The sequence below is a fragment of the Bacillus sp. BPN334 genome (genome assembly GCF_008368885.1).
GTDB lineage: Bacteria > Bacillota > Bacilli > Bacillales > Bacillaceae_G > Bacillus_A > Bacillus_A wiedmannii.
In genome coordinates this window covers 103931-116846 of sequence record NZ_QOZW01000019.1, presented here as the reverse complement: position 1 = coordinate 116846, position 12916 = coordinate 103931, and the positions used below count along the sequence as shown (strand labels likewise).

10 protein-coding genes are annotated in these 12916 nt (G+C 35.8%); 6 read left to right on the top strand and 4 right to left on the bottom strand.

Features of this window, described 5'->3' with window-relative positions; all coding sequences use genetic code 11:
* Nucleotides 1-301: 301 nt before the first annotated feature.
* Nucleotides 302-760, top strand: a complete 459-nt coding sequence (locus DN393_RS26220) for a VOC family protein (RefSeq protein WP_064475831.1) — start codon at nucleotides 302-304, stop codon at nucleotides 758-760.
* A 128-nt stretch (nucleotides 761-888) separates the two neighbouring features.
* Here DN393_RS26220 and DN393_RS26215 read toward each other — a convergent pair whose 3' ends face one another.
* Complete coding sequence (locus DN393_RS26215) at nucleotides 889-1992, bottom strand: S-layer homology domain-containing protein (protein ID WP_064475830.1); 1104 nt, start codon at nucleotides 1990-1992, stop codon at nucleotides 889-891.
* Nucleotides 1993-2494: 502 nt separating this feature from the next.
* On the opposite strand from DN393_RS26215, the gene DN393_RS26210 reads away from it, so the two are divergent.
* A complete protein-coding gene (locus DN393_RS26210; RefSeq protein ID WP_064475829.1) occupies nucleotides 2495-2827 on the top strand; it encodes a DUF3895 domain-containing protein in 333 nt (110 codons plus the stop codon).
* Between the two features lie 98 nt (nucleotides 2828-2925).
* Here DN393_RS26210 and DN393_RS26205 read toward each other — a convergent pair whose 3' ends face one another.
* Entirely contained in the window at nucleotides 2926-3633 is a 708-nt protein-coding gene (locus tag DN393_RS26205) for a DNA alkylation repair protein (protein WP_149174091.1), read from the bottom strand.
* A gap of 334 nt (nucleotides 3634-3967) precedes the next feature.
* Between DN393_RS26205 and DN393_RS26200 the strand changes: the two genes are divergently transcribed.
* The 4 genes from DN393_RS26200 (at nucleotide 3968) to DN393_RS26180 (ending at nucleotide 10053) form a co-directional block, all read left to right on the top strand.
* Nucleotides 3968-4426, top strand: coding sequence for a hypothetical protein (locus DN393_RS26200; protein WP_064475827.1), 459 nt, complete (start codon nucleotides 3968-3970; stop codon nucleotides 4424-4426).
* Between the two features lie 313 nt (nucleotides 4427-4739).
* Nucleotides 4740-6521 carry an S-layer homology domain-containing protein gene (locus DN393_RS26195; RefSeq protein WP_064475826.1) on the top strand — a complete coding sequence of 594 codons (1782 nt, stop codon included), beginning with the start codon at nucleotides 4740-4742 and terminating at the stop codon, nucleotides 6519-6521.
* A gap of 306 nt (nucleotides 6522-6827) precedes the next feature.
* Nucleotides 6828-7580, top strand: coding sequence for a DnaD domain-containing protein (locus tag DN393_RS26185; protein WP_098111613.1), 753 nt, complete (start codon nucleotides 6828-6830; stop codon nucleotides 7578-7580).
* Between the two features lie 82 nt (nucleotides 7581-7662).
* The gene (locus DN393_RS26180; protein WP_149174090.1) at nucleotides 7663-10053 is read left to right on the top strand and encodes a penicillin acylase family protein; all 2391 of its coding nucleotides are present in this window, start codon (nucleotides 7663-7665) and stop codon (nucleotides 10051-10053) included.
* A 257-nt stretch (nucleotides 10054-10310) separates the two neighbouring features.
* On the opposite strand, the gene DN393_RS26175 is transcribed toward DN393_RS26180, so the two are convergent.
* Both DN393_RS26175 and DN393_RS26170 read right to left on the bottom strand, forming a co-directional pair.
* Nucleotides 10311-12098, bottom strand: coding sequence for a helix-turn-helix transcriptional regulator (locus DN393_RS26175; RefSeq protein ID WP_064475823.1), 1788 nt, complete (start codon nucleotides 12096-12098; stop codon nucleotides 10311-10313).
* Between the two features lie 115 nt (nucleotides 12099-12213).
* Complete coding sequence (locus DN393_RS26170; RefSeq protein WP_088047160.1) at nucleotides 12214-12792, bottom strand: sensor domain-containing protein; 579 nt, start codon at nucleotides 12790-12792, stop codon at nucleotides 12214-12216.
* Nucleotides 12793-12916: the final 124 nt, after the last annotated feature.

The following is a 12916-nucleotide window of genomic DNA, read 5'->3' as shown; positions in this document are numbered from 1 at the left end:
AAAATTTATGAATGTAAATAGAATTTTTATCCTGCTATTTGTGGGCAGCAAAGCTTCTAATGAGAGGAAAGTAGGTGAGAGCCAATTATCCATAAAAGCATGATTAGTGTGTGTGAATAAAACCTTACTAGTTTCATTGTATTGAATTCCAGCGTTGGGATATTAGTGAAAGCTGGATACCTATACCTTTGTAGGAAAGAACAATTATACAAAAGTAGGATGCTTAAAAATATATTAATTTGTATGATAAAAACAAAACATATTTTTAAAAATCAGAATGTAGGGGAGGGGGAAATATATAATGATACAAAGCATATATGAAACTCATTTACATGTAAGGAATTTAGAAAAGGCGATAGATTTCTATCAAAATAAGTTAGGCTTAACGGTAGCAAAAAAACTATTGAAAAGACGAGTTGCGTTCTTTTGGATAGGAGAAAATAAAGAGCAAATGCTCGGGTTATGGGAAATGCATACGAATGAAGAGTTTGAGACGAAACACTTCGCCTTTCGTGTAGATTTAGAGTTTTTAAATGCTTCAAAATTATGGTTAGAGAAACGTGGAATAAAGGTAGTAGGGAGTCAGGGAAAAGGAAATCGAGAACCGATTGTCCAAAGATGGATGCCAGCTGCAAGCGTATATTTTCTAGATTGTGATGGAAATAAATTAGAGTTTATTTCCATGTTATATGATGATCCAGATGAATTAGAATATGCAACGTATTTAAGTGAATGGGATGCTGAGCATCAAGAAAAATAAAGTTTAATCAGTGGGAGCTTTATAGATTTGTACTATGTAAAATAGATAGGAATACAAAAAGATCCCTCAAGAAAAAGCGTGTTCTTGAAGGATCTTTTTATACTTTATATATTTATATTGTTTGTAACTTAATAACGATCTTCAGCTTTAGATATTTCAGCGCGTTGAATATAACCATCAGAGAAGCTGAAATAAAGAGAATAGCTTCCTCGATTATATATAAAGCCTTCACTAGTCATATCCTCACCGATTCCATCTGGTTCACCAAACCACTCTTTTAATTCGTTGATAGAGATATCCATTTTCACCCATATATATCTAGCGTCTGAAGGGTACATATCAATATTATAATCTCCGTATACCGCTGTATTAGGGGCATCACATTCTGTACATGGTGCTTGCTTCCAAACATCAGGCGCTCCAAATTCTTTTTTTACCTCAGATATATCTTTACCTAGTGCATCTAATTTAAATGGACCAAACGTCCCATTCTGTAAAGCTGTTGTTAACATTTGTTTCAGTTCTTCTTTTGAGTTGATGTTGAAATTATAAGATCTGTTCTTGGCTATTGCATTATAGAAAAATTGTGCGTATTGCTCACGCTTCACAATCATGTTGCCATTAAAATTACCTGATTCGTCACCTTGTGCTATACGGTTACTACGCACTGCATTTACAGATTCATAGGCCCAATGACCTTTTGGTACATCTTTAAAGCTCCCTTGTCCTTTTGATTCTAGATGAAATGCTTTTTGTAACACTACTGCCATCTCATACCGAGTTAAAACATCATCTGGACGAAATGTACCTGATCCATCACCTGTCATAATTCCAGCTTGCGCAATGGCTTTAATATCCTTTTCAAACATATGATTTGTAATGTCACTAAACATATTCGCCTGTTTATCGTCTGCTATTAAACCTAAATGTCGATTGACTAAAGAAGCTACCTGTCCTCTAGTAACATTGTCCCCAAAACCAAATTTCCCATTTCCGTATCCCTTATAAATCCCTGCTGATGCTAAGTAATCGATAGCAATTTTTGACCAGTGGTCCTTTGGTACATCTGTAAATACAGTGTCATTATTGCTAACTACCTTATAGCTATTTGCATTACCATTTGTTTTCGTAGTTGTTTCTGCATTTACTGTGCCTACCATCGTTGTAGTTGCTAGTGCTGCGGTTAGTACGAATCCAAAAAACTTTTTAACTTTACTTGTTTTTCTGCTCATTTGTGTGCCCCCTTGTTAAAGTAAACATATTGAATAACCTTAGTAAACATTTAATATACTTAAATGTTTACATCGAGATTATAACATATAAATGATAAATGTTTACCATAAATTTCTATGGAATAAATATCTATTTTGCTAATCTGCATGAAACTTAATCATAGTATCTATAAATATTCATCTCTATTTAAAAATGGTATATAGAGTGAAATGTAAAGTAACTCAAAAATATACAATAAAAGTTGATTTTGAAGTTATTTCTATAAATCCATTCAACGAAATTATTTAAATCCCTTTTCGCTATTTGTGAACAGTAAAACGTTCCTTTTTTCAATCTACGATAGAAGATAGAACATATATTTGGTATAATCAAAACATACTATATGAAACGATGTACATGAGTTTGATATTTATGTAATAAGGTAAGGAATACATAACAATAACTACGCTATAGGATTCAGTTCATGTTATACAAATCGATCGTTAGAAAGGAAAAGAAGTAATGAATCAAATTTCATTTGAAGATTTATTTGAAGAAGAAAACGAGAAAGGAAAGGTGGAGGTGACTGAAATACCAGTACCTTTATCACCACTGCAAAAAGATATATTGGAATTAATGGATTCTGAAGAAATAAGTGCACTTGAGCTATGTGAACAATTAATACGAGCTGGAAAAATATCAGATGAAAGATTCACAACGAATAAGCCTAAAGCATATGGAGAAGTATGCTTACTATTAGAAGGTTTTGTTAAAGAAGGAAAGCTTATTTTTGTCAAAAGTGATGAGAAAAGAGATAGGGTTTATAAATTGAATGAAGAAATGTTTAACGCATAAGGTGTACAAGAGGGGATGAATAATTTCCAGGGGAAGTTCATTCGTTTTTCTCATCAAAAAGGTGTCAATCTTGCTTAGATTGACACCTTTTTGATCATTTAACATCTAACATACTTACGTTTGAAACCAAGTCTTCCTCTATCAAGTTCTTTCTGAATACTTTCTGTAGCATTTAGCAAACTGCTCTTTTTATTTTCACGTTTTACTTCGACTATACCAACTTCTTTTGCGATTTCGACTGCCTTTTCGTGTAGTGGCACATATGAAATCGCTACTGTGTTTAGAAAAGTATTCATAGCGGATTTTGTTCGTTCTGGCGAATCATGAATCGTATTGTTCACCATTTCAAGCATATTGGAAATTTTGCTTTCGGAAAATTCATTGTCTTTACGATTGCCTAAAAGCCAGCAGTAGCAACTCCAGCCTGCAGACATTCGTAGCTCGTCTCCACTTGCAATCCATGTATCAGCAACGTCTTGTGTCATATTTGACTCTGATAAAGTTACTGCTACAACATAATCAGATAGCATATAAAAATACGCCCCATCCATCCACCGATTAAAATCCGATTCACTCATAGCTTTTGGATCGGCAATAATGCCTGCAAAGTACATAGCATCGTAGTTGCCTGTGGCATAAAGTTCTTCAGCTAATTCTTGATTTAATTTTATTTTTTTAGCGATTGGTTTCATAGCACCTATGGCTACGCCGAAAACTGGCTCGTGTGCGCCGTTAGATATGTATATTTTTTTTGTTCTTTCTTTACCAAGGGCCTCAAGCTCTTGCATAACTGTATTAAAATCCATTGCTGTGCACTTCCTTCCTTAATATAAAGACCATTTTAACTGCGAACAACTAGCCTATATTTTTTATCATGTCTTCCATACATCTCAATTTTAAGTCTTATGTGAGTAGGATGTCCACTTTGTGTAATTTATCGATAATTTAGTTAGTTGTTTATTGTTGTGAAGATACAACATGAAGATAAAAGGGGGGAGAAACAATATGGATGTATGGCTCTCCGCATAGTGAGGGGATGTAAATAATGCTTTCTCTTTGACGCGTTTGCTGTAGTATCATGTTATCCTTTAATAAGGTAATAAATGGGGTTTTATATTAAATATGTGAGGTCGATTCTAAATGATAAAGAAATTTACTAGAGTGGTACTAACTACGGTGATGCCAATCAGTTTCATTATGGGTTGTGAGAACGATGAAAAAACTAAAGCAAAAGAGCCGAAAGTGGTACAATCTGAGAAAAAGGACTATATGGATTATTCATATGGTAGCAAAGGTATATTAGTAAGTGGCAAAGCGAAAGAGCGTCAACAATACGAGGTTGGGTTTATAGATGATAACAAGTTAATAGGGATTGATGAAAATATCGAGGACTGTATTATTTTAGATAATAAAGATGAAGCAAGTTACATTTGGAAACAAGTAGAGCGGGGAGCTATTATTGAAGTGCAATTTGGTAAGGACCGCAACGATATCGTAGGCGTACAACTAGTAGGAGATCGTGATCCATATGAAATTAGTGATAAGTTTGATCGAAATACGATAAATGAGATTGTCGAAAACGTTAAAGGGAATTTGTAATAAAAGTTAAAATGAAAAAATGTAAGTTTACTTTATTAATTATCCCTTTTGTGAGTGTTTTTGACGGTACTTATAATTAGTTGTAAAATAATGTTCGTTAAGGGGTTTTATAGAAATTTGACTTAGAAACTATGATTTGCCTGCTGAGGATAGAAAGTATTTATAAAAGGATATAATAAACATATTTTTATACATACATAAGTGATGAAAAAGTTATATTAGAAGTACATAGTAGATTCATAGTCTTTCACTAATGAGAAGATAAAGGGAGGTTAAGATATTTACACGAGCTGTGTAAATATTACATATAGCAATGAATACAATTATAAAAAAAAGAGTAATTGCACTATCAACAAGTTTAGTAATGTTAGGGAGCGCACCTTTAGTGATATCAGCAGAAGAGAGTAAAAATCTTCAAACTGATCAACTTCTTATCGCGCAAGGGGAGAGTGGCACGAGCGGATTAAGTTATTCTAATTTCAATCTAGAAACTCCAGATCACATGCAAATTAACGAAGCAGAAGTATCAGAAAACGAGAAAATACTTCTAGAAGAATATAAGCATAAACATTCTGAAACAGAAGAACTAAATAAAATGAAAGAAGCTAAAACAGGTCAAGTAGCAGAAGATGAAGCTATTTCAAACATTGAAAAGGCATTTGAACATGTAGATGGTCGAAATGATGGTTCTCCTCGCGAAATGAAGCCGGTTGAAAAGCCAAGAGCTATTCAGTATAGTGCATCGATGACTACAAAGAAATATGGAACACTTGCAGGTGCCCCGTTTGTAGAGTGGATTGTTCCAGCAGGAAATCCTGATATTCGCCCGGCCAATCCGATGAAAGCACGTTACATTACAATTCATGAGACTGCAAACACAGCTCGCGGTGCGAATGCTGAAAATCATGCGAAATATTTGTATAAACAAGCAACGGAAGGTACGTTCCGAACAGCTTCATGGCATTTTACAGTAGACGATAAACAAATCTATCAGCACCTACCAACAAATGAAAATGGTTGGCATGCAGGAGATGGTGATGGCTCAGGAAACAGAGAATCTATCGGTATTGAAATTTCAGTTAACCAAGACGGAGATTACAATAAAGCGTTAGAGAATGCGAAGCGACTTGCAGGTTACTTAATGAATAAAGAAGGAATTAGCGCGGATCACATTTACAGGCATCAACAATGGAGCGGAAAAAAATGTCCTGATATTTTAATTTCTCGTGGGAATTGGACTGGCTTCGTACAAGGTATTCAATGGTATGCAAATGTTAATGCGCAAATTGACTCGCCTTTACAAGAAAGAAACGAGTTATTTGATTCAAATGAATTTAATCCAGCGGAACCTAGCATGGAGCTAGTCGTTAATGGTGACGGTATAAATGTACGTAGCGGTGCAGGAATTGAACATCAAACTGTTCGTAAAGCTTCAAACGGAGACCGTTACAAAGTGTTAGCAGTTAAAGACGGTTGGTACAAAGTAGGAAATGGAGAATGGATTTTTTATAATCCAAATTGGATTAAAATTAACTACAATGTACCAAAAGAAGAAGTACAAAAGCCAAAAGATGATATTACAGGTGGATGGTTTGAGGGACATATTCGTAAACTTCACAGTCTAGGTATTATGCATGGGGAAGGAAATGGTGTATTTGCGCCTTACCGTAATGTAACGAGAGCTGAGTTTGCGACATTAATCGCAAATGCTCTTAAACTACCAGAAGGAAATAAGTCATTTATAGATATTAACAAAGCGCATTCATCACTTCATAGCGGTATTAAACGTAGTGCAAGTGCAGGGATTATTAGCGGTCGTGGCGGAGGGGTTTTTGACCCGAATGCACCAATCACTCGTGAAGAAGCATCGATTATGATTGATAACGCATTACAGTATAAAGGTGTTACAGGTGAATTAGTCGCATTACCATTTAGGGATACACATTTGATCACATACAAACAGCCTGTTCAACGATTATACAGCTTGCAGGTAGTTACTGGCGTTGGAAATAATGAGTTTAATCCTAAAGGTACAACAACTCGTGGTGAGGCAGCTGCCTTTTTAGTGAAGATGTTAGATGCAAGTCAAAAATAGAAAGAATGGTAAAGGAGCTATCCAAAATGAAAATTTGGAACAGCTCCTTTTTATTTTAGCCCCTATGAAGCCCCTTCCAAGCCCCTCATAAGCACCTACCAAGTAATAAATCACTAAAAAAACAAAACAAAAACAAAAACAAAAACAAAAACAACTACAAGAACAACAAAGCGCGAAAAAATAAAACCGGCGTTGTAGTAGTTAAAAAAGTTTGGAATTCAAATGCAAAAACAAAGCCCTTATTCCTATATGTATATTGAAAGATTGAATTCTGCCTTTTTATGAATAAAAGGAGGAGGTAAATATATGGCGGTGTACCGTAATGTGCAGGTGAGCTTTTGGCAAGATGAATTCATATTAGATTTAACGCCAGAGGAGCGTTATTTTTACATATATTTGTTAACTGGTACGAAAACGAAGCAATGTGGAATTTACGTATTACCGAAGCGTGTGGCAGAACTGGAAACAGGCTACAGTATGGAAACTGTTGAGAAGCTGTTAAATAGATTTGTTGAATACGGAAAGATTTTATACGATGCGGAAACGAAAGAGTTATACATACTAAATTGGCTACACTATAACCCTATTTTAAATACAAATGTAGAGAAGTGTGTGTTACGTGAGTTAAAGACTGTAAAAAATAAAGAGTTCATACATATGTTTTTATGTAAATGTCTTGAAGAAGAATGGAAGATTCCATTGTTATTGCAGCATTTTGGTATGCCAAAAGAAGAGGATAATAGTAGTTTACAAGAAGTTGTTGAGGAGAAGGAAGAAGAGATAGAAGAGGATACGTTGCATAGTGAAGTTTATAAGTTTTACGAACGACATATAAGTAATCTATCTCCATATATCGTGAAAGAATTGAAAGAGTGGATACAAAAGGTTTCAGGAGAGACAGTACGAAAGGCACTTAAAATTGCGTTTGAACATAATAAGCGAGCGCTTGCTTATGTGAAGGGGATTTTGAGGAATTGGTGTAAGAAAGGGCGAGTAGATTTCATTGAAAGAAAGGAAGGTGTACATAAGAGAGAGGTATGTAGTTTGTATGATCCATAGTATGAGAAAGTATGGGTTTTTCAACTTTTCTAAAAGGTTCTTCATTAAATAGAAGCGAATAGTTTGAGAAAGGAGGGGTTATATGGAAGTCGTCATAAAGAAGAAACGAACTAGAGGTAAGAGAATTTTTATTTGGTCTAGTAGTATCGTTCTTTTGTTAGTTATTTGTACAGTGATTTTTTTGAACATATATACGCTTAGTTCTGTGCCAAAGATAGATGGGACGATAAAGCTAGAGGATTTACAACATGCTGTTCAGGTAAAGCGGGATAGTAAAGGGGTACCGCATATTAAAGCGGAAAATGCACACGATTTATATTTTTCGCAAGGGTATGTACAAGCACAAGATCGTTTGTTTCAAATGGATTTAAGTAGAAGGCAAGCTTCTGGGATGTTAAGTGAAGTTGTAGGGGAAGCAGCTGTCGATCGAGATAAGTTGTTTCGAACACTCGGTTTACGACGAGCAGCCGAAGCGTCTGTTAGTCAATATGACGGGGAAGCGAAATATGCCCTGCAGTCATTTGCTGATGGGGTGAACGCTTTTATACGCGAGGCAAAAGAGGAAAAGAAATTGCCAGTTGAGTTTACTATATTAGGATATGAGCCTGCTGAATGGTCCATTGTTGATACGTTAACGATTGGAAAGTATATGGCATTTGACTTAGGTGGACATTGGCACGGACAGGCGTTTCGATATTGGGCGCTAAAAAATTTACCGAAAGAGCAAGCAAATGAGCTATTTCCTACATATCCGAAAGATGCACCTAGATTGTTAGCTGAACTGAAAAATACAAATGTGGACGTAGCACAAAGTTTTGCAAAAGCGGTCATTCCGCCAGAGTTTAATGGTAGTAATAATTGGGTCATAAGCGGTGAGAAGAGTGCGTCTGGTAAGCCAATTTTAGCGGATGATCCTCATTTATCTCTTGCGACGCCTTCTATTTGGTATCAATCGAAACTTGAAATGAAAGGTTTGAATGTGAGTGGCGTTATTTTCGCAGGAGTACCAGGTGTTATTTTAGGTCACAATGACAAAATAGCATGGGGTGTTACGAATACTGGTCCTGATGTGCAAGATTTATATATTGAGAAGCGAAATCCTAATAATGAAAATGAATTTTTGTATAACGATAAGTGGGAAAAAGCTACTGTTGTTGATGAATCTATTAAAGTAAAAGGCGGGAAAACAGTTCCGTATAATGTGACGGTTACGAGGCATGGACCAGTTATTTCAGAGTTTGCGGATAAAGGAAAAGAGAAAACGAAAACGGTATTCGCTTTGAAATGGACTGCTTTGGAGCCTTCTGCTGAATTAAAGGCCGTATTAAATATGAACAAAGCGAAAGATTGGAATGAGTTTGAAACGGCACTTCAAGACTTTCATACACCAACTCAAAACTTTGTATTTGCATCAAATGACGGCACAATTGCTTATAAAGCGAATGGAAATATACCAGTGCGTAAAAAAGGTGACGGGAGTTTGCCAGTGCCAGGGTGGACAGATGAATATGAATGGGAAGGGTATATCCCATATGATCAACTTCCAAAAGTAATAAATCCAAAACAAGGGTTTATTTCAACTGCAAATAATAAAATTGTGGATGATAATTATCCGTACCATATTAGTAATACGTGGGCGCAGCCATATAGACAAATGCGTATTCAAGAATTTTTACAAGAGAAAGAAAAGTATACGGTGAAAGATTTAGAAGAGCTACAGATGGATCAAAAAAATTTATACGGGAAAGAATTTGCTCCTATATTGTTAAAAGAGTTAAATAAAGCATCTTTAAATGAAGTAGAGAAAGAAGGCGTAAAACAATTAACAAAGTGGAATTTTAACGATAGTAAAGATGAAGCAGCACCATTACTATTCCATTTATTAATGAAAGAGATTTCGAATACGTTATTTTCAAAAGAAATACCGAAAGATGTGATGGAGTTATTTGAAGGGAAGTCACAAGTAGTTGATGAATTGATTCGAAAAGAAGTGGCAGGAGAAAATAGCGCTTGGTTTACGAAGTACGGAGGTTTCACGAAAGTTGTGCATACATCGTACGAAAATGTAATGAAGAAATTACAGAAGGAATATGGCCCTGATGTTGCGGAGTGGAAGTGGGGCGATTACCATCAACTGGCGTTCACACATCCAATTTCAAAATCATCTAGTATGCTAGCACTACTTGCATTTAATCGTGAAAAACCAATTCCAATCGGCGGCAGCCAAGTTACCGTTCAAGCAGCGAGTTACGGAGAAAACGGTATTGTCAATCACGGAGCTTCTTGGCGATTCGTGATTGATACGAAAGATATGTCAAACGGTTATCATATCGTAGGACCAGGACAATCGGGACATTTTAGAAGCGATTGGTACCATGATCAAATAGATGATTGGGTAAACGGAACGTATCATACGACTTCATTGAATACGGAGGGGATAGAGGGGAAGGTGTTAACTTTAGAGCCGAAGTGATAATATTTCCACTGATGAAAACTGTTAAATTAGAACATAACCAAGTTCTTAAATAATTTTAAAAGCCTACTATCAGATAAATTGATAGTAGGCTATTGTATTTTAGAGGATAAGATTCAATGATTTTATTATGACAAAACAGTAAGTGTTTTAACATTTACTTATACGATAACGGGCCTTATTTACTCTGTTACAAAAGAAACCACAGAAAGTGTTCTTTTTTTGTTACTCATTTTTATACACCGCAAAACATTTTGTTATTCAATAATTCCAATTTCTAGAGCCTTTTGAACAGCTTCTTCTTTGTTACGAACTCCTAGCTTTGTATAAGCTGTGGAAGCATAATTTCTGACCGTACCATTCGATAAATATAACCTTGATGCTATGGTAGTGTAACGAAGTCCTTTTGCTACTAGCTGCAATATTTCTATCTCCCTAGCTGTTAGCTCATAAGCGGTTGCTTTTGATTGTGGTGTCTCTTTTTGCTCATCAAACTTCTCAAATATTTTGTGAGACATTTCCTGATCAATTAGTGTCCCACCTTTGTGAATAAGTCGGATCGTATTAGCTAGCTCCAACGTTTCAATAGATTTGAGTAAAAAACCATCCGCACCGTTGCGAAGCGATTCCAACGCCTGTTCGGTATCTTGAAACGTTGTAAAAATCAATACGCGGATATGTGGCCATTGTTGCTTAATCTTTTTGGTTGCTTTGATTCCATCCATGTGCTGCATATCTAAATCCATAAGTATAACATGGGGTTGAAGGCGCCCACACAAATCGATGGCTTGATTGCCATCCTCAGCCAAACCGACTACATTTAAATCTTCATATCTATCGAGTAATGTCCTCAAACTTTCTCGAACAAATGGCTGATCGTCTACAATTAACAAACGAATAAGTCCATCTTTTATTTCAGTTTGTCGTGGTATGGTACATGTAACAAGCATTCCTTCCTCTGGCTTTGTATATACAGACAATTGACCTTGCAAGTTCATTGCCCGCTCTTTCATCGCATTCATACCGAAGCCTTCCTGCCATTCTACATTTCCTTTTCCATTATCTTGAACTTCTAACCTCGTATATTGTTGTTCAAACTGCAATGAAACTATAATTTCAGTTCCCTGACCATGACGTACTGCATTCGTAAGAGACTCTTGTAAGCAACGAATGAATGCGATCTTCGCTTGCCGAGACAATTGATATTCCTCTCCGAATGTCCGAAAACTTACATTTACCTGGGCGTGCTCCTGAAATTCGGCTCCAAGATTTTGTAGAGATTGAATCAAGGAAGGCGATTGACACGGAGAATCCATTTGATGTAGGTAACCTCTCACGTCCTCGATGCTTTTCCGTCCCATTTCAAGCAGAGAGTCTAGCCTCTGTATACCCATTTCAGTAGAAATTTCGGTACGCAACGTTTCCATTCCCATAATAATAGAAGTATAAGCGTGACCAACTGTATCATGAAGCTCATTCGACAGTCTGTTTCGTTCCTCTGCCAGTGTAATGCGTTCAATCTGAGACATATACTGCTCAAGTACCGCGTTTTGTTTACGAATTGCTTCATTTTGCTTATGATTGACAATTAATAAATGAAAGGCGAATCCCATTACATAAGCGAATCCATAATAGATGACCATAACCCAATAGCTATTACTTGGCGCAACCGCATAGAAAATTCCAGTTGTTATAAAAACTGTTGTTGGAGCTGTCCAATAATAGGACAAATGCTTACTATTTGCTGCGATAAGAAACACTGATATAAGAAAAATATTGTAAGCCTCTGGAAATAAAGAGGTTAAATATATACATAGTCCACCATAAAGCAATATTTCTGTGAATAAATAATATTTATAATTGAATAGTAAGGCTACCCATGGAACAGAGAAGGCAATAATTTCCCAAAGAATAATAATCCAAAGTGGTAATGTTAAACCATCCTGAAAATTTAATGTAGCTAGAATGATAGACACACTAGCAAGTAGACGGATTCCTAACATAATCCAATCATACCAAAACCAATATTTAACCATATCAAACAAGTCATTTACCCCCTAAATAGCCTACCTTTTTACTTCCTATATTATAATTTAATCCTTCCTGCCTTATTATACTTTTTATTTTAAAACGGCGATACTACTCACAGACTGCAAATTTCTATTGATTTAGTTGCCGAATCATACTACGTGTATAGCCTCCAATTTTCTTTGTCAAACCATCTACTATTCTAATACTTATGGCGATACATACTATACCCATAAACATTACAAAGAGTGACTTGGTAAAAGTATCTATCTGTATGAATATAATGTTCATTTCGATGTATCGATACAGTAGTGGTGCCAACAGCAACATAAGTGGCATTACATAAAAAATGGTTGCACTAATGAGACTAATAATGCCAATCGCAAATTTCTGCATTAACCAATAGACAGCAGACCAAGTGCGACGATCTGTAAGCACTAATTTCATCTGAGCCCAGTTCGATGTATCCATTGTTATCCTTCTATCGTAAGAGTCTGTTGAAATGTCTGTATAAATTTTCGTCTGTATGCGCTCGAATTGGATAAAAGGTGTAGTAGTCTGTAGTACGCGTATAACTAGTGGAATCCCAATTACCGTGAATGAAAGGGTGAAGCTGAATAGCAGAGCTATTAGATAAAAACAAAAATAAAACAAGCCTGTAACGAAAGTTAGCAATAAAAAATAACCGTTCTGGATGAATCTTGATTTCATAAAGTTCATCGCTCCTATCTATGTAATAACCGAATTGTACTGCTTTTTTTGTCATTCTCACTAGTGTAAAAGTGTCATATGACAGTTCTAAATGATGCTAAAAAGGGGAGAGTAACCTACTTCT